A 19942-nucleotide genomic window follows, 5' to 3' on the forward strand; every position below is an offset into this window, starting at 1 on the left:
CCGAGGCGCCCGCGGGGCGGTGGTTCGCCGTTCGGTTCACCGTTTGGCGGCGCACAGCAGTCCGTCGCCCACCGGTAGCAGTGACGGCACCAGTTCCTGGCTCTCCCTGACCGCGCGCAGCAGCTCCCGCAGCCGCAGCACCTCGGTGGGCTGCGGTCCCGAGTCGATCGTCCGGCCGGCGCCGAAGACGCCCTCGAAGGCCACGAGCCCGCCGGGCCGCAGCAGGCGCAACGATTCGGCGAGGTAGTCCAGGTACTCCAGACGGTCGCCGTCGCAGAAGACGAGGTCGTAACCGGAGTCCGCGAGCCGGGGAAGGACGTCCAGGGCGCGGCCCGGGATGAAGCGGGCCCGGTTGCTCGCGAACCCCGCGGCCCGGAAGGCCTGACGGGCGAACTGCTGGTGCTCCGGCTCCGGGTCGACCGTGGTCAGTACGCCGTCCGGCCGCATGCCGTGCAACAGATGGATCCCGGAGACCCCGCAGCCGGTGCCGATCTCCGCGACCGCCTTGGCGTCCACGGCGGCGGCGAGCAGTCCCAGCGCGGAGCCCGTCCCCGGGGTCACCGAGCGCAGACCCGCCTCGCGGGCCCGGTCGCGTGCCCAGAGCAGCGCGTCGTCCTCGGCGACATAGGCGTCGGCGAACGCCCAGCTCGTCTGCCGGTTGCCGGTAATGACCCTCTCCTGTCCCCGTCGTTGCCTCGGCGTGACTGTATCCGTTGGCGTCGGGAACCCGCAGATGGGACCGGTCGTTTGAAGGGGAGGACGAGGAGACGTCCGAAGACGGGCGAGCGGTCGGACCGCGACTGGGGGCAGCGAAGTGGGCCAAGGTGCCGAGCAAGTGCTGACGCAGCCGTACGAGCCGTGTCAGCCCAGATCAAATTCTCGTAAAACCGCTTATCCGGAGCTAACGGGCGAGGTGGCTATGGTAGGGGCTCCACTGGACACCACCAGAGCCGACAGGGGAGGTGCGGCCGTTCCCGCGGATCGGGGCGGAGTGCTGCGGCGCTTCCTCGGATCGGCAGGCAGGCCGAAATCCGTGAACGACACCGCTGCTGACCACAGCCACGCCAACCGCCCCTCGACGGGACACACCCAGACCGCGACCTTCTCCAGCGACGCGGACGGGCAGGCGTGGACTCCGCCCACCTGGGAGGAGATCGTCAGCACCCACAGCGGCCGGGTCTACCGCCTCGCCTACCGCCTCACCGGCAACCAGCACGACGCCGAGGACCTCACCCAGGAGGTCTTCGTCCGCGTCTTCCGGTCGCTGTCGACCTACACGCCGGGCACCTTCGAGGGCTGGCTCCACCGCATCACCACCAATCTCTTCCTCGACATGGTGCGCCGCAAGCAGCGCATCCGCTTCGACGCGCTCGGTGACGACGCGGCCGAGCGGCTTCCGAGCAGGGAGCCCAACCCGCAGCAGGTCTTCCACGACGCCCACTTCGACGCGGACGTCCAGCAGGCCCTCGACACCCTCGCGCCGGAGTTCCGCGCCGCCGTCGTCCTGTGCGACATCGAGGGGCTGTCGTACGAGGAGATCGCCGCGACCCTCGGCGTCAAGCTCGGCACGGTCCGCTCCCGGATCCACCGGGGCCGGTCCCAGCTGCGCAAGGCACTCGCGCACCGCGCTCCCAGGACACGTGCCGAGCGTCGTTCGTTCGCGGCCCGTGTTCCGGCACTGGGAGGAGGGGGCACGAGCGCGTGAGTGGGTCACGGCCTGAATCCGAGGGGCACCTCGCAGAGCAGCATCTGGGAGACCGACTCTCCGCCCTGGTGGACGGTGAGCTCGGTCATGACACGCGTGAGCGCGTTCTGGCGCACGTGGCCACCTGCCCGAAGTGCAAGGCGGAGGTCGACGCGCAGCGTCGGCTGAAGAACGTCTTCGCGGAAGCGGCTCCACCCGCCCCCTCCGAGAGCTTCCTGGCCCGCCTCCAGGGGCTGCCCGGTGGAGGCGACACGGACGGCGGTGGTTCACCGCTGAGCGGTAAGGGCTTCGGCACGGACTTCGGGGGCCTCGACGGGGTCTTCGGGACCGGGCGGGGCGAGCGTTTCGAGTTCGGCTACGCCCCCGCACGGACGCACTCCTCGGTCCTGACGCCCTCGGCGCCGGGACGCGGCTTCCGTATCCACGACGTGGGCCGGCAGGAATCGGAGCGGCCGTCCTCGCGGGGGATGCGGTTCGCTTTCGCGGCCGCCGGAGCGGTGTCGCTGGCCGCGATCGCCCTGGGCGGTGTCACCGTCGGCATGCCGGACCCCACCACGGAGGCACGCGGCTCGGGCAACGGCAGCAATGTGACTCCGACGCGCACCACCGGCGTCGGAGCGCTCACGAGCCACGAGAGCCAGCGCCGCCGAGCGGGCGGTCCGCTGCTCGGACAGGTCCAGGGCCAGCGGACGCTCGGCGACACCCCTGTCGCCCCCACCGCGATGTCGGCACCGCTGCTGCCCGGGCTGCCGACCCCCGCGGGCGCCGATCCGCGGCCGCGCACGCCGCGCGCGCCGACCACCGCGGAGACGGCCGGGGCCGCCGCGAGATCGCCGCTGATACGTCCGCTCGAAGCGGTCCCGCCCCTCGCCCTGACCGCGTGGTCGATGGTGTCCGACCTCCGGCCCCCGGAGCTGCTCGCCGCACCCGTCCCCGATCCGGTGCCGTCCCCGTACCCGGCGGCCGCCCCCGGCGCCTCCCACCGTCCGGCTCACTGACCGGGCTCTGCGCGCCGGCCCGGGAACCTGATTGAATCCGGGGTGGCGCCAGAGCCCTTGGGGCCGACGATCTGCGGCCGGCTGCGGGGGAGAACATGAACGAGGGGAAGCCCACGAAGGCGAAGTGGTGGTCTCGTCCCCGCTCGGCGGACGTGCCCGACGGTGACTTCGAACTGGAACGCCCTCGCGCGGACCGCACCACCGGCACCGGTGACGTCGAGGCCGGCGACGGAGACTTCGAGCTGGAGCGCCCGGCACCGCGCCACGCGTCCGGCACGGGGGACTACGAGCTGGAGCGCCCGGCGCCCGGACCGGGCGAGGACACGTCGGCGGGCCCGGACAACCGCGCCGACCCGGACGCCGCCCCGCACGCGGATGCGGACGCGGACGGCGGCTCTCACCCGGGCGCACCGGCCCGGACCGGCCAGGACGGCGAAGCCGCCGCCGGCGCACCGGCCGGCCCCGTCGCCGACGCACCGGCCGCCGCCGGGCCTCTCACCGACGTACCGGCCGCCGTACCCGCCGCTCCCGGGCCCGTCACCGACGTACCGGCCGCTGCCGCACCGACTGCGGCCGGGTCTGTCATTGACGTACCGGCCGCCGTACCCGCCGCCCCCGGCCCTGCCGCAGACGCGCCGGCCCCCGCCGGGCCCCTCCCCGCCGCCCCCGGCCCTGTCACGGATCCGCCCGTCACCGAGCGGCCCAAGCCGCTGCACGACCCCGACCCGTACAGCACCCCGCCGTACGGCGAGCCGGGCCCCTGGGCACCGGCTCCGCCCGTGCAGCACCCGGCGGCGGCGCCGGTGCCGGGAACCATGACCGAGGGACTCCCCGCAGGGGCGGTCCCCGGCCCGGCGTCGGCGGACGCCCCGTCGCCCGCTCCACCGGTGCACGGCCCGGCGGCGTCGGCGCCCGGCGGGCCCGTCGCGCACGCCGGGACAGCCCCGCCCGCGCCCGCGGGTGCGGCCCCCGATCCGGCGCCGGCGGACGCCCCGCCGCCGGCTCCGGTGACCGTCGCGGCGCCGTCCGCCGCGGTGACGGTGCCGGAGCAGGCGACGTACGCCGCTCCGGGAGCCGACACGCCGGCCGCCGACCCGTGGCGGCGTTACGACCCCTGGGCCGCCTCGGCCGCCACCGCGTCCTGGCAGCAGAGCGGCGCGGCCGTGCCGACGCGGGAACAGCGACGCAAGCGGACCAGGAAGGCGATCGTCGGCGCGGCACTGCTGATCGCCCTGGTCTCCGGCGGCATCGGCGGCGGCGTGGGCGCGTATCTGGAGCGCAACGGCGGTGTCGGGACCGTGGAGCTGCCCCAGGCCGGGAAGGAGGCCGCCGAGCGGGCGCCGGACAGCGTCGCGGGGATCGCCGCCCGGGCCCTGCCCAGCGTGGTGACCCTGCACGTGAGCGGCAGCGACGCGGCGGGCACCGGCACCGGGTTCGTACTCGACGACCGCGGTCACATCCTGACCAACAACCACGTCGTGGAGCCGGCCGGGCCGGGCGGCGGGATAACCGTCACCTTCGACAGCGGCGACACCGCCGAGGCCACGGTCGTCGGCCGCGACAGCGGATACGACCTCGCCGTGGTGAGGGTGAAGGGCGTCAGCGGCCTCACCCCCATGCCCCTCGGCAACTCCGACAACGTGCGGGTCGGCGACCCCGTCGTCGCGATCGGCGCCCCCTTCGACCTGGCCGGCACGGTCACCTCCGGCATCATCAGCGCCAGGGAGCGGCCCATCACGGCGGGCGGCGAGGAGGGCGACGGCAGTGACGTGTCGTACGTCGACGCCCTGCAGACCGACGCGCCCATCAACCCCGGCAACTCCGGCGGCCCCCTCCTGGACTCACGGGGCCGGGTGGTCGGTATCAACTCCGCCATCCGGTCCGCCGGCAGCGGCAGCGCGGAGTCGGACGGCGGTCAGGCCGGCTCCATAGGGCTGGGCTTCGCCATCCCCATCAACCAGGGCAAGCGCGTCGCCGAGGAACTGATCAACACCGGCAAGGCCACCCACCCGGTCATCGGCATCACCCTCGACATGGCCTACACGGGCGACGGCGCCCGCGTGGGCACCCGCGGCAGTGGCGGCGGGCCCGCGGTCACCGCGGGCGGCCCCGGTGCCGAGGCCGGCATCAAGGCGGGGGACGTGATCACCGCGGTCGACGGACAGCGCGTCCACTCCGGCGAGGAACTCATCGTCAAGACCCGCGCCCACCGCCCCGGCGACCGCCTCGAACTGACGCTGGAGCGCGACGGCAGGGAGACGAACGTCTCACTGGTGCTCGGCTCCTCCGGCGGGGACTGAACCGGCGCACAGGTCCGACAAGGGGCCAGGAAGGCAAACAATTCGGAAAGCGCCCGCATACAGGTACTCGGGGCTCGCGGGACGGTACCGGTCGGACGGGATCGACGGGTACCGTGGGGGCGGCCCGGACATCCCAAGGAGCTTCAGGTGTTCAATGACATAGGCGCACTCGAGCTGGTGACACTCGTCGTCCTCGCCGTGCTCGTGTTCGGCCCGGACAAGCTCCCCAAGGTCATCCAGGACGTGACGCGGACCATCCGCAAGATCCGGGAGTTCTCGGACAGCGCCAAGCAGGACATCCGCCAGGAGCTGGGTCCCGAGTTCAAGGACTTCGAGTTCGAGGACCTCAACCCCAAGACGTTCCTCCGCAAGCAGCTGGACAACGACGACCTGGGGCTCAAGGAGATCCGCAACGGCTTCGACCTGAAGAAGGAGATGGCCGAGGTCACCGACGCGGTCCACGGCCGCGAGTCGGAGTCGTCCTCGTCGTCCGGTCCGTCCTCCTCGTCCGGCGCCACCGGCGGCCGCGTCGACATGGCGAAGAAGCCCGAGGCCCCCGACGACCGCCCGCCCTTCGACGCGGACGCCACCTGAGGCCACCCGGCGCGCCGCAGGCCGCCACGTTGCCCGATCCCCTCACCGAATGTGACGCGTATCACGCTCCGTTCGTGGCGTCCGGGGGCTGAAGTCGACGCTCGCGCGCCCCACGCGCCGGGCGCTTTCCCGGCTGTCGCCGGTGGTGTGGCTATGCTGCCCGAGTTGTTGTGCGGACCGGACGAGTGCGCCCGAAGGGGGGCGGGCCGTTCCGTTCCGACGAGAGCGAGGAGGCGTCCGGGCACATGGAGACGACGAGTCAGGCGGTCGCGCAGACGCCGGGCACGGAGGATGGACAAGAGGTCCCCTCCGGCCGGCGGACGATCGACGGCTATCTGCGTGCGCCCTTCCCGTGGTACGGCCTCGACGAGGCCTTCACGGGTCGGCGCTGGCTGATGCAGGTCGGCGCGGCGGCCGACGGAACCGTGGAGCACGGCTCGATCGGGCACGGCGACGAACCGTCGGTGCGCAACGAGCACGTGTCCGGTGACGACCAGGACGCCAAGGAGAAGTTCGCGGTCGTCGTGACCGTGGCGGCCAACCCCGACCGGCGCAGCGCCGACGGCACGGGCCTGCTGGAGGCCACCTCGGTCTCCTCCGCGGCCTGGCTCGCCGGCGTGGGGCTGCTCTCCTTCACCTGGCCCGGCCAGATGGACCACTCGCTGCGCGACGACTGGCTGGAGCAGCAGACGGAGACCGCGTGGGTCCTCGCGGACGACCTGGAAGGGGCCGACTGGACGTCGCTGTCCCTCCCCGTGGACGGCGTGGCGACGCCCTTCCACTACCGGGAGTCCGAGTTCGGCTGGGTGCTGGCCGGTTCCACCGAGCAGGGCGTCCACCTGGGGGCGTACGGCAGGGGGATGAGCGCCTACGGGCTGGCCTTCTCCGTCGTCAAGGACGTCGCCGCGTACGCCTGACGGCGGCCGCACGGCATCGGGGGCGCCGTCCACCCGGACGGCGCCCCCGATGCCGTAGGAGAACGGCGCGGAACGTCAGAACTTGTTCTTCGGGGTGATCCCCAGCGACAGCCCCGACAGACCCCGCTGCCGTCCGCCGAGCTTCCCCGCGATCGCGCGCAGGGCCGCGCCCGCCGGGGAGTCCGGGTCGGACAGGACGACGGGCTTGCCCTCGTCGCCGCCCTCGCGCAGGCGGACGTCGATCGGGATGGAACCGAGGACCGGGACCGAGGCGCCGGTCGTGCGGGTCAGGCCGTCGGCGACCGACTGCCCGCCCCCGGTACCGAAGACGTCGACCATCTCGCCGCAGTGCGGACAGGGCAGTCCCGACATGTTCTCGACCACGCCGACGATCTTCTGGTGGGTCTGGACGGCGATGGCGCCCGCCCGCTCGGCCACCTCGGCAGCGGCCTGCTGAGGGGTCGTCACGACCAGGATCTCCGCGTTCGGCACGAGCTGCGCCACCGAGATCGCGATGTCGCCGGTGCCGGGCGGCAGGTCGAGCAGCAGGACGTCCAGGTCGCCCCAGTACACGTCCGCCAGGAACTGCTGGAGCGCGCGGTGCAGCATCGGGCCGCGCCAGACCACCGGCGCGTTGCCCGGGGTGAACATGCCGATCGAGATGACCTTCACCCCGTTGGCCGAAGGCGGCATGATCATGTTCTCGACCTGGGTGGGTCGCCCGTCGGCGCCCAGCATCCGCGGGACGGAGTGGCCGTAGATGTCGGCGTCGACGACGCCGACCTTCAGGCCGTCCGCCGCCATCGACGCCGCGAGGTTCACCGTCACCGAGGACTTGCCGACGCCGCCCTTGCCGGAGGCGACCGCGTACACCCGGGTGAGGCTGCCGGGCTTGGCGAACGGCACCTCGCGTTCCGTCTGGCCGCCGCGCAGGGCGGTGGCCAGCTCCTTGCGCTGTTCGTCGCTCATCACGTCGAGTTCGACGTCGACGCGCGTGACGCCCTCGACGCGCGAGACCGCGTCGGTCACGCGCTGCGTGATGGTGTCCCTCATGGGGCAGCCGGAGACCGTCAGGTACACGGCGACCGCGACCGCTCCGTCCGCGCCGATCTCCACCGACTTGACCATCCCGAGCTCGGTGATGGGCCGGTTGATCTCGGGGTCGTTCACCGTCGCCAGTGCTTCGCGCACCGCGTCTTCCGTAGCCATAGGACGATGGTACGGCGCCGCCCACGGGGCACGGAAAGCCCCGTCAACGGTCGTGTACGTCACGCCCCGCCGACCGGTCCGCCGGGAATACCCCGCGATCCGGGTGGTGGCCGTTCTGCCGTTCCTCCAGGTCCCTGAGGACGTCCTGCAGCTCGGAGCGGATCCAGTCCCTCGTCGCGACCTCGCCCAGGCCGATGCGCAGGGCGGCGATCTCGCGCGTCAGGTACTCGGTGTCGGCGATCGAGCGCTCGTTCTGCTTGCGGTCCTGCTCGAGATTGACCCGGTCCCGGTCGTCCTGCCGGTTCTGCGCGAGCAGGATCAAAGGGGCCGCATAGGAAGCCTGTAGCGAGAGCATCAGCGTCAGGAAGATGAACGGGTACTCGTCGAAGCGCAGCCCGCTCGGCGCGGACACGTTCCACACCACCCAGCAGATGATGACGACCGTCATCCAGACGATGAACCGCCCGGTGCCCAGGAAGCGCGCCACGCGCTCCGACAGCCGGCCGAAGGACTCCGGGTCCCACTCGGGCAGCAGCCGGCGGCGCGGCGGCCGCGGCTGGTCCAGGCGGGTCCGGGCACGGGAGGCCGCCGTGGCTCCCGACGCCGCCCGCTCCCGGGGCGCACTCTCCCGCTCAGGCACCATCGGCGCTCACCTCCCCCGCGGCGTCCTCCAGGTGGTACTCGGTCTCCCGCCAGTCGTCGGGCAGCATGTGGTCCAGTACGTCGTCCACGGTCACCGCGCCCAGCAGCGACCCGGAGTCGTCCACGACCGGCGCCGCGACCATGTCGTAGGCGGCGAAGAACCCGGCGACCACGGGCAGCACGGCGTCCGGCTCCAGGGGTTGCAGGTCGGCGTCGATGATCGAGCCGACCAGGGTGTACGGGGGATCGCGCAGCAGGCGCTGGAAGTGGACCGTGCCCAGGTACTTGCCGGTCGGGGTCTCCTCGGGCGGCCGGCAGACGTAGACCTGGGCCGCGTGCGCCGGGGAGAGGTCGGGATTGCGGATGCGGGCCAGGGCGTCCGCGACGGTCGCGTCGGGCCGCAGCACGATCGGCTCGGTCGTCATGAGACCGCCGGCCGTGTGCTCCTCGTACGCCATCAGGCGCCGCATGTCGGCCGCGTCGTCGGGCTCCATCAGGCTCAGCAGCCGCTCCTTGTCCGCCTCGGGCAGCTCGCCGAGCAGGTCGGCCGCGTCGTCGGGGTCCATCGCCTCCAGGACGTCCGCGGCGCGCTCCTCCTTCAGCTTGCCGAGGATCTCGATCTGGTCGTCCTCCGGCAGTTCCTCCAGCACGTCGGCCAGCCGGTCGTCGTCGAGGGCGGCGGCGACCTCGGCGCGGCGCTTGGCCGACAGGTGGTGCAGCACGTTGGCGAGGTCGGCGGGGCGGAGCTGCTCGAAGGTGGCGAGGAGGTTCTCGGCGCCCTGACCCTGCTCCTCCACGGAGAAGCCGGTGACGCCGGACCACTCGACGGTCAGCGTCTCGCCCTTGTTGCGCCGGAAGGCGCCGCTCTTCCTCCCCTTGCGGACGAAGACCTTGTCGATCTCCCAGTCCCGGCGGGCGGGCAGCTGCTGCACCGACAGGTCCAGGACGGTGACCTCCTCGCCGGTCTCCGTGAGGGTGACCCGCCGGTCGAGCAGCTCGCCGAAGACGAGGCGCTCGGTGGGCCGCTGCTCGAAGCGCCGGACGTTGAGGACCCCGGTGGTGATGACCTGACCGGACTCGATGCCGGTGACCCGGGTCATGGGCAGGAAGATGCGGCGGCGGGTGGTGAGTTCGACGACCAGCCCGAGCACCCGCGGGGGTTTGCGGCCGACGCGGAGCATGACGACCAGATCGCGGACGCGTCCCACCTGGTCACCGGCCGGGTCGAAGACGGCGATGCCGGAGAGGTGGGAGACGAAGATCCGGGGGGCGCCCGCTGCCATGGCCGCGGCTCCTTTTCGTAAGCGTGCGTCAGAGTGCGTGAGAGCTGATGCGTCAGGTGTCTCTTCCCGAATTGCCCGCTCGGACGGGCTTCAGGCTAGCCCGTCCCGAACGGCTCCGCCCTGGTGGGCGGTCCTAACGGACTGGCGCCGTCCGCCGTCCGCCGCCCCGGTACGCTGCGGTACGCCGCCCGGCCCTCCGGTCAGCTCCGTAGCCGCCCATGTCAGAAAGGCAGCCCCACCTGTGTCTGTGACTCCCCGGCGCCGAATCCGCAGAGTCGCTCTGATGGGCGCGGTGTGCGCCCTGGTGGTGACGGGCGGAGGGCTGACGGGATGCAGTAGTGGCGAGGACCCCGACGCGGGCACCAACGGCGTGGGCAAGCTCCCGGCCGACAAGATCCACGCCAAGACCCGCACGGTCGCCGGGACCGCCCGGGCGGTGCACCTGCACGGCTCCGTGGAGGCCGGCGGGAGCACGTACCGCCTCGACATGCGGCTGAAGCCCGAGGGCGGGACCGGATCGGTCGCCGCCGAGGGGACGACGTTCGGGCTGCTGCGCGTCGGCGAGCAGCTCTTCCTCAAGGCCGACGCCGGTTTCTGGAGCCATGACGGCGGCGACGCCAAGGCCGCCGAGAAGCTGGCCGGCAAGTACGTGAAGGTGCCGGAGAGCGACCCCGTCTTCAAGAAGTTCAGCGGCTTCACGGACAAGGACGTCCTCCTCGGCGGTCTGCTGACCCTGCACGGCACGGTGGAGACGGACGGCCGCCACGAGCAGGCGGGCGTGCGCACCGTCCGGATCACCGGCGACGAGGGCGCCGGCGGCACACTGGACGTCTCCCTGGAGGGCACGCCGTACCCGCTGCGCCTGGTGCGGGCGGGCAGCGCGGGCACGCTCAGCTTCTCGGACTGGAACCGGGACTTCGCGCTCGAGGAGCCGGGCAAGGACGAGACCCTGGACTACGGCGGCCAGCTGCCGACCTCCTAGCGGCCGCCGACCCGCGCCCGGGGCGGTGCTAACGCCTCTTGCGGCGCTTGAGCAACAGCCGCGGCAGCCCGGCCGGCGCCGGCTCCCGCGTCGTGGCCGGGCTCGGCAGCGGCGCCTCGGCCAGGGAGCCGTCCGGAAGGGGTGCCGTCGCCCCCGTCGGCTCCAGACGCAGCACCCGGCACTCGCGGGCCCAGCGGTCGGTCATCGCCTCGCCGTCCGGGGCGTTCAGGCGCTTGCCCTTGAGTTCGGCGACGGCCGCCTGCCAGGCCTCGGAGCCGGACGGCAGCTCCACGACCCGGGCCGCCCAGGAGACCAGCCGGCCGCCCTTGTCCTTGCTGCGCACCGTCACCTCGGCCGCGGCGCCGTCGGCCAGTCCCGGCAGCGGCTGCTCGCCGGGGCCGTCGCCGACGACGAGCGCGGCGCCCTCGTGCCAGACGTGCCACAGCGCGCGGGCGGGCGCCCCGGCCCCCCTGACCCAGATGAGGCCGGACTTCTTGGTGGCCTCCTCGACGAGGGCCTGGTCGAGCAGCTCGCTTGTCATGCGGTCAGCCTATCCAGGAGCCCCGCGGCGGGCTCAGAGCCAGCCGTTGCGCTTGAGCGTGCGGTGGATGCCCAGACAGAGGCCGACCGTGATGGACAGGACGAGGGGGTAGCCGAACTTCCAGTGGGTCTCCGGCATGTAGTCGAAGTTCATGCCGTACACCCCGCACACCATCGTCGGTACGGCGATGATCGCCGCCCACGAGGTGATCTTGCGCATGTCCTCGTTCTGCGCCACGGACGCCTGGGCGAGGTTGGCCTGGAGGATCGAGTTCAGCAGCTCGTCGAAGCCGACGACCTGTTCCTGCACCCGCGCCACGTGGTCGGCGACGTCCCGGAAGTACTTCTGGATCTCCGGGTCGATCAGCCGCATCGGCCGCTCGCTGAGCAGTTGCATGGGGCGCAGCAGCGGCGCCACCGCCCGCTTGAACTCCAGCACCTCGCGCTTGAGTTGATAGATCCGCCCGGCGTCCGTGCCGCGCGGCGCGCCCTTGCGGCCCGGCGAGAAGACCTCCGTCTCGACCTCGTCGATGTCGTCCTGCACCGCGTCGGCGACCGCGATGTACCCGTCGACGACGTGGTCGGCGATGGCGTGCAGCACCGCCGAGGGCCCCTTGAGCAGCAGCTCGGGGTCGTCCTGGAGCCGGTGGCGCAGCGCGCGCAGCGAGCCCTGCCCGCCGTGCCGGACGGTGATGAAGAAGTCCCGTCCGGTGAAGCACATGACCTCGCCGGACTCGACGACCTCGCTGTTGGCGGTGAGTTCGTCGTGGTCGACGTAGTGGATGGTCTTGAAGACCGTGAACAGGGAGTCGTCGTAGCGCTCGAGCTTGGGCCGCTGGTGAGCCTGGACGGCGTCCTCCACGGCCAGCGGGTGGAGGCCGAACTCCCGGGCGATGCCCGCGAATTCGTCCTCGGTGGGCTCGTGCAGGCCGATCCACACGAACCCGCCGTCACGGCGCACCTGGCGCATCGCCTGGTGCGGGCCGAGCGGCGTGTCCGTCTCGACGCGCGCGCCGTCGCGGTAGACGGCGCAGTCGACCACCGCGGAGGCGGTCGCCGGGTCGCGGGTGGTGTCGTAGACGCCACTGTCCTTGCGCAGGGAGACGCGGGACGGGCGGACCGCGGCGCGCAGGTCACGGATCATCGACATGGCAGGCTCCTTCGCGACGGGCAGCGAACGGCGCCGGTGACGGGTGGAACCACCCGGAATGAGGACGTCCTGACCGTACGTGCTCGGCACGTCCACAAAGCGGGGTGCACCGCACCGTCGCGGTGGCCGACTTCGCTGCTGATTCAGCTGCTGACCGGATCGATCGATCGGATCAGGCAAAACGAGACGAAGTGCTCTTCCGAACGACGGCGCGCGGGTGAGGGGGAGCGGCGGTGGCGAGGAGCCGGAGCAGCTGCATCAGCGGCCGGAAGAGCGGGTGGTACTGCACGGTCGACTTCGGTCCATGCCAGCCCCACCTCCTCCGGCCGGTCCCTCGTGAGGGACGATCGATTCCCTCTGTTTGGGAGGGTTCCCCGTAGGGGAGTCTTCAGGCGTCGGGGTCGTGATCGCGACGCTTCTGCGTGCTGCCCCGAACGCTGGCCAGAGTACCAGTCACGTGACGTGTCAAGGCGCCGCTTTGCCGCTTCCCTACGAGTTCTATGCTCGCCGCATGGCTGATGTTCTCCCTCTGGTCGAAGCCCGGTTGCTGAGCGCGCTGGGCGAGCCGGACGCACGCGCGGCGGTCACCTTCCTCGGCACCGACCGCATCGAGGTGCTCCGCTTCCCGGGCGGCGGCCAGGAGGGCGACGTCGTCCGCTACGCCACGCTAGGCATGTCGTCCCAGCCCATGGCGGACCCCACGGCGGTGCTCGCCGACCCGGTCCAGGGCCCCCGCGCCGAGCTGGTCCTCTCCGTCCGGGCCGGTCTCGCCGACACCGACAAGGTGCTCCGCCCGCTCGCCGTGCTGGCAGCGTCGCCGCAGGTCGAGGGCGTGGTCGTGGCGCCCGGCGCCTCGCTGGACGTCGGTGAGCCGCTGTGGCCCGGCGCCCCGTTCACCTCGGTCCTGGTGGCCGAGCCGGGCGGCCTGGTCGAGGACCTGGAACTGGACGCGCCGCTGGACGCCGTACGGTTCCTGCCGCTGCTGCCGATGACGCAGAACGAGGCCGCCTGGAAGCGCGTGCACGGCGCGCAGGCGCTCCAGGAGCGCTGGCTGACGCACGGGACGGACCTGCGCGATCCGTCCCGCAGGTCCGTCCCGCTGGAGTGACGGAACTCACCGCGTGCCGCCGGTCCCCGGCGGTCGGCGGTCGGCGGACGTCGGCGGTCAGTCGGCGAAGACCGTGACCTTGTCCTCGGTCGCGTGCCCGGGCTCCAGCACTTGGGGGAGGGTGAGCGCGCGACGCCGTACGACGACCACGACCGCGCCCAGGACGGCGGTGACCGCCGCGACCACGAACGGGATGTGGACGTCGGTCCACTCCTCGATCTTCGGCGCGAAGTAGGGCGCAGCGGCCGCGGCGAACCAGCGCACGAAGTTGTAGCCCGCGCTCGCCACCGGTCGCGGCGCGTCCGAGACGCCGAGGGCCAGCTCGGTGTAGACGGTGTTGTTCACGCCGATGAAGGCGCCGGACAGGATCGTGCAGACGATCGCCGTGGTGTGGTCGCCGTAGCCCAGCACCAGGACGTCGGCCGCGAGCAGCACCAGCGAGCCGCCGAGCACCTTCAGCGAGCCGAAGCGCTTCTGCATGCGCGGCGCCACGAGGACCGAGAAGACGGCGAGCAGGACGCCCCACGCGAAGAACACGGCGCCCGACTTGTACGGGGACATGTTCAGCACGAACGGCGTGAAGGCCAGCACGGTGAAGAACGTGTAGTTGTAGAAGAACGCCGAGATCGCCGCGGAGGCGAGGCCGCCGTGGCCCAGCGCCCTGAGGGGGTCCAGCAGGGAGGTCCTGCGGGCCGGCTTCGGCTGTTCCTTCAGGAACACCGTGATGCAAAGGAAGCCGATCGCCATCAGGAACGCGGTGCCGAAGAACGGGTAGCGCCAGCTGGCGTCGCCCAGCAGCGCGCCCAGGAGCGGCCCGCAGGCCATGCCGAGACCGAGGGCGGACTCGTAGAGCAGGATCGCCGCGGCGCTGCCGCCGGCTGCCGCGCCGACGATGACGGCGAGGGCCGTGGAGACGAACAGCGCGTTGCCGAGGCCCCAGCCGGCCCGGTATCCGACGAGCTGGCCGACCGTGTCGGAGGTGCCCGCCAGGCCCGCGAAGACGACGACGAAGGCCAGGCCGAGCAGCAGCGTCCTGCGTCCGCCGATGCGGCTGGAGACGAAGCCGGTGACCAGCATCGCCAGGGCGGTGATGAGGAAGTACGAGGTGAACAGGAGGGAGACCTGGCCGGCGCTCGCGTCCAGGCCCTTGGCGATGGACGGCAGGATCGGGTCGACGAGTCCGATGCCCATGAAGGCCACGACGGACGCCCCGGCGGTCGCCCACACCGCCTTGGGCTGCCGCAGGATGCCGTCGGCACTCGCGTCGAAGGGGTCCATGCTTGCTCCTCTACGAGACATGGTTGGTGTTTACACATAGTAAGTTAGCTCGGCTAATTGATGCAACATACATCTAATTCTTGCCGGTCGGCCCGGTCGACTTGGCCGACCCGACCCGGCGGCCCGGTACCGGCGCCCGGCCCGACGGGCCCTTCCGCCCGGATGGGTGATCGTCCTTGACGTGGGCGGGTGCGGGTAGGACCGTGGGGCTCTATGAGGGGCGAACCCAGTTGCCCGAAGTGTGGTGGCCGGGTCAGGGCTCCCGGCCTCTTCGCCGATTCCTGGCAGTGCGACCTGCATGGGACCGTGCATCCGCTGCAGCCCGTGCTTCCGCCCAGCGTCGAGGCGCTCGGCGTCGTGGTGCACCGCACGCAGGTGCCGGTCTGGATGCCGTGGCCGCTGCCGGTCGGCTGGCTGTTCACCGGTGTGACCTGCGCGGGCGACGACCGCAGCGGCGGCCGGGCGACGGCCGTGGCCTGTTCCGGACCCGGTCCCCTCGGGGGCATGGGCGAGCTGATCCTGATCGCCGAGGAGCTCGGCGTCGGTCTCGGGGCACGGTACGCGGGCATCGACGCCCCCGACCCCGGGCCGTACCTGAACGTCGAGAAACCGCCCCAGGCCAAGGTGCTGGCCGCGGGCCGTCCGACCCCCCTCTGGCACGTCTCCGGCGCGCCCGCCGACCGGGCCGTCTTCGCCGGCGAGGCCCTCGGCATGTGGCTGTGGGCCGTCGTGTGGCCGGAGCGGTCGGGGCTGCTGATGTACGAGGAGCTGGTGCTGACCGATCTGCGGGACGCGGGCGCCGAGGTGGACCTGGTGCCGTGCGGGGCGCTGTCGCCGCGCCTGCTCCAGCCGTAGGCGCCGGCTGCCGGGGCCGGATGCCGCGAGGCGGTGGATGCCGGACGGCTGGAGGCCGCGGACGCCGGGTGCGGGACGCGCCCGGAGGCGGGAGGTGCCCGAGGCCTGGCCGCCGGATGCCTGGCCGCCGGATGCCTGGCCGCCGGATGCCTGGCGGTCGCGGATGCCGGATGCCCGGAGGCGGTGGGTGCCGGGAGGTGTCGGATGGCGGCACGGTCGTGACCGGCGCGGTCGAGCGCGGCACCGTCCGCGTCGGCGAGCCGGGAGGCCGTGGGTGCGGGGAGGCGCCGGGTGGCGGGTGCCGGGGGTGCGCTGTGCGGCGGGGTCTCGGGGCGGGTGCGTGGAGGGACGTCGGGCGGCGGGTACGTAGGGGGCGCAGGGCCGCTTCGAGTGTGACGGCGGTGGTTCGAGTTCCGGTTATCCTTGAGCGTCCCTGTCCGTCCCGTCACCGCTTGGAGTCAGCGTCGTGCGCATCGATCTGCACACCCACTCCACCGCGTCCGACGGCACGGACACCCCGGCCCAGCTGGTGCGCAAGGCCGCCACGGCCGGTCTTGACGTCATCGCGCTGACCGACCACGACACCACCCGCGGCCACGCCGAGGCCGTCGCCGCGCTCCCCGAGGGGCTCACCCTCGTCACCGGCGCCGAACTCTCCTGCCGGGTCGACGGCGTCAGCATGCACATGCTGGCCTACCTCTTCGACCCCGAGGAGCCCGCCCTGCTCGCCGAGCGCGAGCTGGTCCGGGACGACCGGGTGCCGCGGGCCAAGGGCATGGTGGCCAAGCTGAACTCGCTGGGCGTGCCCGTCACCTGGGAACAGGTCGAGCGCATCGCCGGTGACGGCTCGGTCGGACGGCCGCACGTGGCCTCCGCCCTCGTCGAACTCGGTGTCGTACCCACCGTGAGCGACGCCTTCACCGCGGACTGGCTGGCCGACGGTGGCCGGGTCTTCGTACCGAAGCACGAGACCGACCCCTTCGAGGCACTCCGGCTGATCAAGGGCGCGGGCGGGGTCGCCGTGTTCGCGCACCCGGCCGCCGCCAAGCGGGGCCGCACGGTGCCGGAGGCCACGATCGCCGAGCTGGCCGCCGCCGGACTCGACGGCATCGAGGTCGATCACATGGACCACGACGCGGACACCCGGGCACGGCTGCGGGGCATGGCGAAGGAGCTGGGGCTCCTGGTCACCGGCTCCAGCGACTACCACGGCAGCCGGAAGACCTGCCTGCTCGGCGAGTACACCACGGACCCCGAGGTGTACGGGGAGATCACGCGACGGGCGTTCGGGGCCTTCCCCGTGCCGGGGGCCGGCGGAGCCTGAGCCCCCCCCGCACGCCCACCTTCCGCTCTCCCGCAAGGCCAACAGCTCACCCATGTTCGACGTCGCCGTCTTCGGCTCCCTCTTCCTGACCCTTTTCGTGATCATGGATCCCCCCGGGATCACGCCGATCTTCCTCGCGCTGACCTCCGGCCGGCCCGCCAAGGTGCAGAAGCGGATGGCCTTCCAGGCCGTCTGCGTCGCCGGTGGCGTGATCACCGTGTTCGGTCTGCTCGGACACCAGATCCTGGACTACCTGCACGTCTCCGTGCCCGCGCTGATGATCGCGGGCGGGCTGCTGCTCCTGCTGATCGCGCTGGACCTGCTGACCGGCAAGACGGACGAGCCGAAGCAGACCAAGGACGTCAACGTCGCGCTCGTACCGCTGGGCATGCCGCTGCTCGCCGGGCCCGGAGCGATCGTGTCGGTCATCCTGGCCGTGCAGAAGGCCGACAGCGCGACCACGCAGGTCTCGGTGTGGGCGGCGATCCTCGCGATCCACGTGGTGCTGTGGCTGGTGATGCGGTATTCGCTGCTGATCATCCGGGTCATCAAAGACGGCGGAGTGGTCCTGGTGACCCGACTCGCCGGCATGATGCTCTCCGCGATCGCCGTGCAGCAGATCATCAACGGTGTCACGCAGGTGATCCAGGGCGCGTGAGCGGTCGTCCCCGCGCGAGGTGCGCGGGGCCCGTAGGGGAGTATGCGCAAGGCCCCCGCACGGAGTTCCGTGCGGGGGCCGTGTGCTGTGTGCGGGCGGTCCGCGCTACAAGGCCGTGGTGTCGGCGGGGCGGATCCACAGGCGCTGCCCTATGGCGGCGGCCTGTTGAACGATGCGGTTCACAGAGGCGGCGTCCACGACGGTCGTGTCCACGGGGGTTCCGTCGACATCATCGAGTCGCATGACTTCAAAGCGCATGGCCTCTCCCTTGATCTGGTCATCCTCCTGCGGAGAACTACTGATGTGGCTCCTGGGTCGTCGGTGCCCGGGGCTTCCATGCATAGTCAACGGGTTGCGTGTTACAAACATTCCCTAGCTAAGGAAATTTTTCGAACGGCTAACTACTGACCGGTATGCGGTCCGGGTTCTTGCGCAAGAGACCCGGTACAAGACTGACGGGGACCGGTTGTGTTCGCAGCGTGACCGCCGGGACAATAGAGGCGATGAACGACGACCTCGCGTCCATGAACGCCCGCATCGATCGCACCAACGAGCTGCTGCAGCGCATGCTCGCCGAGGTGGCCAAGACACCCTCGACCCACGCGATCTTCGTCGACGCCGGATACCTCTACGCGGCGGCGGGACGTCTGGTGGCCGGCACCGAGGACCGCCGGGCCTTCGAGCTGGACGCCGAGGGACTGATCGAGGCCCTCATCGACACGGCCCGCACGATCTTCGCGGACAGCCGCCTGCTGCGCGTCTACTGGTACGACGGCGCCCGGCGCCGCATCCACACCGCCGAGCAGCAGTCCATCGCCGAGCTCCCGGACGTCAAGGTCCGCCTCGGCAACCTCAACGCCAACAACCAGCAGAAGGGCGTCGACTCCCTCATCCGCTCCGACCTGGAGTCCCTCGCCCGGCACCGCGCCATCAGCGACGCGGCACTGCTCGGCGGCGACGAGGACCTGGTCTCCGCGGTCGAGGCGGCCCAGGGCTACGGAGCCCGCGTCCACCTGTGGGGCATCGAGGCCCCCGAGGGCCGCAACCAGGCCGATCCGCTGCTGTGGGAGGTCGACAGCCAGCGCACCTTCGACCTCGACTTCTTCAAGCCGTACGTCTCCCGCCGCACGGCCCAGGTCCACGAGGTGACGGGCGGCTCCCGTCCGACCCGCGAGGACGTCCGGTTCGTCGGCGCGCAGATCGCCGCGAAGTGGCTGGCCGCCCGGGGCCGCGAGTCACTGGTCGACCTCCTTCCCGGTCACCCCTACCTCCCCGGGTCGGTGGACCAGGACCTCCTGGTGGAGGCCGAGGGGCTGCTGCAGTACTCGCTCCGCGGCCAGTCCGACCTGCGACGGACGCTGCGGGACGGCTTCTGGGAGCACCTGCAGGCGCAGTACTAGGCCGTCGCCCCGAGGTCGCGCCGGTCAGGCCCGGTCCGACCGCTGCCGGGAGCAGACGTCGTCCCAGAAGTCGGCCAGCGCGCGGGCGGTCGGCAGCGGCTGGTCGGTGTTGGGGGAGTGCTCGGCGCCGGTGATCACGGTCCGGCGAGCGCCCAGCCGTAGGGCCATCTCGTCCAGGAGGGGGACCGGCCAGGTGTCGTCGTAGGCGCCCGACACCACGTGGCAGGCGGGCGCCACGGCGGCGAGCTCGGCGACACGGTCCGGTTCGCTGCACAACTGGCGTCCGGTGGCGAGGAGTTGAGCGGGCCTGGTGCCCAGCCAGCGGCTGCGCAGCCGGTCCGGGTCCCCGGGGCCGACGGCGGGACCGCCGACCTCCTCGGGCGGGCCCATCGCCTGGATCACCTGCCAGACCTCGGCCATCGTCATCGTGTCGAGCGCGTCCCGCAGCAACTTCACCCGCTGCTGCTGGGAGACGGAGATCCGGGCCGGGCCCGAGGACATCAGGGTGAGGGAGACGAAGGGGTCGCGGTCGAGCAGCACGGCAGCGCGGGCGATCTGGCCGCCGAGGGAGTGTCCGACCAGATGCACCCGCACCCCGAGGGCGGCCACCTGGGCCAGCACGTCCCGGGCCAGCTCGGTCTGCGCGTAGGCGGCCTCGTCGTGTTCCGGCCCGTCGGACTCGTACTGCCCCCTGCCGTCCACGGCGACCGTGCGGTAACCGCGCGCGCCGAGCGGCTCGTGCAGTAGCGTGAAGTCCTCCTTGCTCCCCGTGAACCCGGGCAGCATCAGCACCACCCCCTTCGGCTCGGCCCCGTCGGCCACGGGCGAGTCGACGACGGCGAACTCACCGCGCGCGGTACGCAGTCGGTACGTGCGGGCGTCCGGGGGCGGGGCGAAGGCGGCGTTCCTGCTCACGGGCCGAGGTTATCCGGGGGCGGCGGACGCGGGGTGGGGCGGCTGGCGGGTGTCGGCACCCGACGAGGGGGTCCCACGCCGTCG

The 19942-nt window shown here is 72.2% G+C and carries 20 protein-coding genes; 11 read left to right on the forward strand and 9 right to left on the reverse strand.

Annotation, left to right across the window (positions count from 1 at the left end; all coding sequences use genetic code 11):
* Positions 1-36 precede the first annotated feature (36 nt).
* Positions 37-735 (reverse strand): O-methyltransferase, encoded by a 699-nt coding sequence (locus SAM23877_RS23370; RefSeq protein ID WP_162492159.1) that lies wholly within the window; start codon positions 733-735, stop codon positions 37-39.
* Between the two features lie 298 nt (positions 736-1033).
* Between SAM23877_RS23370 and sigE the strand changes: the two genes are divergently transcribed.
* The 5 genes from sigE to SAM23877_RS23395 all read left to right on the forward strand — a co-directional run bounded on the left by sigE (position 1034) and on the right by SAM23877_RS23395 (position 6514).
* A complete protein-coding gene (gene sigE, locus SAM23877_RS23375; RefSeq protein WP_053136673.1) occupies positions 1034-1705 on the forward strand; it encodes an RNA polymerase sigma factor SigE in 672 nt (223 codons plus the stop codon).
* On the forward strand, positions 1702-2703 hold the full coding sequence (locus SAM23877_RS23380; RefSeq protein ID WP_053136676.1) for an anti-sigma factor family protein: 1002 nt from the start codon (positions 1702-1704) through the stop codon (positions 2701-2703). Before sigE ends, SAM23877_RS23380 begins: the two co-directional genes overlap by 4 nt.
* 95 nt (positions 2704-2798) lie before the next feature.
* Positions 2799-5003: a S1C family serine protease gene (locus SAM23877_RS23385; RefSeq protein ID WP_053136679.1), complete on the forward strand. Its 2205-nt coding sequence runs from the start codon at positions 2799-2801 to the stop codon at positions 5001-5003.
* A 147-nt stretch (positions 5004-5150) separates the two neighbouring features.
* On the forward strand, positions 5151-5597 hold the full coding sequence (locus SAM23877_RS23390; protein WP_053136681.1) for a sec-independent translocase: 447 nt from the start codon (positions 5151-5153) through the stop codon (positions 5595-5597).
* 245 nt (positions 5598-5842) lie between these two features.
* Positions 5843-6514 carry a hypothetical protein gene (locus tag SAM23877_RS23395; protein ID WP_053142791.1) on the forward strand — a complete coding sequence of 224 codons (672 nt, stop codon included), beginning with the start codon at positions 5843-5845 and terminating at the stop codon, positions 6512-6514.
* Positions 6515-6589: 75 nt separating this feature from the next.
* On the opposite strand, the gene SAM23877_RS23400 is transcribed toward SAM23877_RS23395, so the two are convergent.
* The 3 genes from SAM23877_RS23400 to SAM23877_RS23410 are packed head-to-tail and all read right to left on the reverse strand — an operon-like array spanning position 6590 to position 9648.
* Positions 6590-7723 carry an Mrp/NBP35 family ATP-binding protein gene (locus SAM23877_RS23400; RefSeq protein ID WP_053136684.1) on the reverse strand — a complete coding sequence of 378 codons (1134 nt, stop codon included), beginning with the start codon at positions 7721-7723 and terminating at the stop codon, positions 6590-6592.
* Between the two features lie 43 nt (positions 7724-7766).
* Positions 7767-8366, reverse strand: coding sequence for a DUF1003 domain-containing protein (locus SAM23877_RS23405; RefSeq protein ID WP_053136686.1), 600 nt, complete (start codon positions 8364-8366; stop codon positions 7767-7769).
* Complete coding sequence (locus SAM23877_RS23410; protein ID WP_053136689.1) at positions 8356-9648, reverse strand: magnesium transporter MgtE N-terminal domain-containing protein; 1293 nt, start codon at positions 9646-9648, stop codon at positions 8356-8358. Before SAM23877_RS23410 ends, SAM23877_RS23405 begins: the two co-directional genes overlap by 11 nt.
* Before the next feature lie 283 nt (positions 9649-9931).
* Between SAM23877_RS23410 and SAM23877_RS23415 the strand changes: the two genes are divergently transcribed.
* Entirely contained in the window at positions 9932-10630 is a 699-nt protein-coding gene (locus SAM23877_RS23415; RefSeq protein WP_174532249.1) for a hypothetical protein, read from the forward strand.
* 28 nt (positions 10631-10658) lie between these two features.
* Here the strand turns inward: SAM23877_RS23415 and SAM23877_RS23420 are convergent, their stop codons facing one another.
* Entirely contained in the window at positions 10659-11171 is a 513-nt protein-coding gene (locus tag SAM23877_RS23420) for a hypothetical protein (protein WP_053136695.1), read from the reverse strand.
* Between the two features lie 33 nt (positions 11172-11204).
* Positions 11205-12320, reverse strand: coding sequence for a magnesium and cobalt transport protein CorA (locus tag SAM23877_RS23425; RefSeq protein WP_053136698.1), 1116 nt, complete (start codon positions 12318-12320; stop codon positions 11205-11207).
* A gap of 511 nt (positions 12321-12831) precedes the next feature.
* Between SAM23877_RS23425 and SAM23877_RS23430 the strand changes: the two genes are divergently transcribed.
* A complete protein-coding gene (locus SAM23877_RS23430) occupies positions 12832-13428 on the forward strand; it encodes a suppressor of fused domain protein (protein ID WP_053136701.1) in 597 nt (198 codons plus the stop codon).
* 57 nt (positions 13429-13485) lie between these two features.
* Here SAM23877_RS23430 and SAM23877_RS23435 read toward each other — a convergent pair whose 3' ends face one another.
* Positions 13486-14706 carry an MFS transporter gene (locus SAM23877_RS23435; protein WP_079030385.1) on the reverse strand — a complete coding sequence of 407 codons (1221 nt, stop codon included), beginning with the start codon at positions 14704-14706 and terminating at the stop codon, positions 13486-13488.
* Between the two features lie 213 nt (positions 14707-14919).
* Here SAM23877_RS23435 and SAM23877_RS23440 point away from each other — a divergent pair, with 213 nt between their 5' ends.
* The 3 genes from SAM23877_RS23440 (at position 14920) to SAM23877_RS23450 (ending at position 17543) form a co-directional block, all read left to right on the forward strand.
* Positions 14920-15561: a DUF6758 family protein gene (locus SAM23877_RS23440; protein WP_053136707.1), complete on the forward strand. Its 642-nt coding sequence runs from the start codon at positions 14920-14922 to the stop codon at positions 15559-15561.
* A gap of 466 nt (positions 15562-16027) precedes the next feature.
* A complete protein-coding gene (locus SAM23877_RS23445) occupies positions 16028-16885 on the forward strand; it encodes a PHP domain-containing protein (protein WP_053136710.1) in 858 nt (285 codons plus the stop codon).
* Positions 16886-16937: 52 nt separating this feature from the next.
* Complete coding sequence (locus tag SAM23877_RS23450) at positions 16938-17543, forward strand: MarC family protein (protein WP_053136713.1); 606 nt, start codon at positions 16938-16940, stop codon at positions 17541-17543.
* A 105-nt stretch (positions 17544-17648) separates the two neighbouring features.
* Here the strand turns inward: SAM23877_RS23450 and SAM23877_RS40295 are convergent, their stop codons facing one another.
* Positions 17649-17801, reverse strand: coding sequence for a hypothetical protein (locus SAM23877_RS40295; RefSeq protein ID WP_079030386.1), 153 nt, complete (start codon positions 17799-17801; stop codon positions 17649-17651).
* A 245-nt stretch (positions 17802-18046) separates the two neighbouring features.
* Between SAM23877_RS40295 and SAM23877_RS23455 the strand changes: the two genes are divergently transcribed.
* Positions 18047-18943 carry an NYN domain-containing protein gene (locus SAM23877_RS23455; RefSeq protein WP_053136716.1) on the forward strand — a complete coding sequence of 299 codons (897 nt, stop codon included), beginning with the start codon at positions 18047-18049 and terminating at the stop codon, positions 18941-18943.
* Positions 18944-18967: 24 nt separating this feature from the next.
* Here SAM23877_RS23455 and SAM23877_RS23460 read toward each other — a convergent pair whose 3' ends face one another.
* Positions 18968-19858: an alpha/beta fold hydrolase gene (locus tag SAM23877_RS23460; protein WP_053136719.1), complete on the reverse strand. Its 891-nt coding sequence runs from the start codon at positions 19856-19858 to the stop codon at positions 18968-18970.
* Between the last annotated feature and the right edge of the window lie 84 nt (positions 19859-19942).

It is taken from the genome of Streptomyces ambofaciens ATCC 23877, from assembly GCF_001267885.1.
GTDB classification, from domain to species: domain Bacteria; phylum Actinomycetota; class Actinomycetes; order Streptomycetales; family Streptomycetaceae; genus Streptomyces; species Streptomyces ambofaciens.

What these genes read in the sequence shown, in the direction of transcription:
- SAM23877_RS23400 (WP_053136684.1), bottom strand. Translation starts at nt 7,723, where the DNA reads ATGGCTACGGAAGACGCGGTGCGCGAAGCACTGGCGACGGTGAACGAC.
- SAM23877_RS23415 (WP_174532249.1), top strand. Translation starts at nt 9,932, where the DNA reads ATGGGCGCGGTGTGCGCCCTGGTGGTGACGGGCGGAGGGCTGACGGGA.
- SAM23877_RS23420 (WP_053136695.1), bottom strand. Translation starts at nt 11,171, where the DNA reads ATGACAAGCGAGCTGCTCGACCAGGCCCTCGTCGAGGAGGCCACCAAG.
- SAM23877_RS23395 (WP_053142791.1), top strand. Translation starts at nt 5,843, where the DNA reads ATGGAGACGACGAGTCAGGCGGTCGCGCAGACGCCGGGCACGGAGGAT.
- SAM23877_RS23455 (WP_053136716.1), top strand. Translation starts at nt 18,047, where the DNA reads ATGAACGACGACCTCGCGTCCATGAACGCCCGCATCGATCGCACCAAC.
- SAM23877_RS23425 (WP_053136698.1), bottom strand. Translation starts at nt 12,320, where the DNA reads ATGTCGATGATCCGTGACCTGCGCGCCGCGGTCCGCCCGTCCCGCGTC.
- SAM23877_RS23450 (WP_053136713.1), top strand. Translation starts at nt 16,938, where the DNA reads ATGTTCGACGTCGCCGTCTTCGGCTCCCTCTTCCTGACCCTTTTCGTG.
- SAM23877_RS23405 (WP_053136686.1), bottom strand. Translation starts at nt 8,366, where the DNA reads ATGGTGCCTGAGCGGGAGAGTGCGCCCCGGGAGCGGGCGGCGTCGGGA.
- SAM23877_RS23440 (WP_053136707.1), top strand. Translation starts at nt 14,920, where the DNA reads ATGAGGGGCGAACCCAGTTGCCCGAAGTGTGGTGGCCGGGTCAGGGCT.
- SAM23877_RS23430 (WP_053136701.1), top strand. Translation starts at nt 12,832, where the DNA reads ATGGCTGATGTTCTCCCTCTGGTCGAAGCCCGGTTGCTGAGCGCGCTG.
- SAM23877_RS40295 (WP_079030386.1), bottom strand. Translation starts at nt 17,801, where the DNA reads ATGCGCTTTGAAGTCATGCGACTCGATGATGTCGACGGAACCCCCGTG.
- SAM23877_RS23385 (WP_053136679.1), top strand. Translation starts at nt 2,799, where the DNA reads ATGAACGAGGGGAAGCCCACGAAGGCGAAGTGGTGGTCTCGTCCCCGC.
- SAM23877_RS23435 (WP_079030385.1), bottom strand. Translation starts at nt 14,706, where the DNA reads ATGGACCCCTTCGACGCGAGTGCCGACGGCATCCTGCGGCAGCCCAAG.
- SAM23877_RS23410 (WP_053136689.1), bottom strand. Translation starts at nt 9,648, where the DNA reads ATGGCAGCGGGCGCCCCCCGGATCTTCGTCTCCCACCTCTCCGGCATC.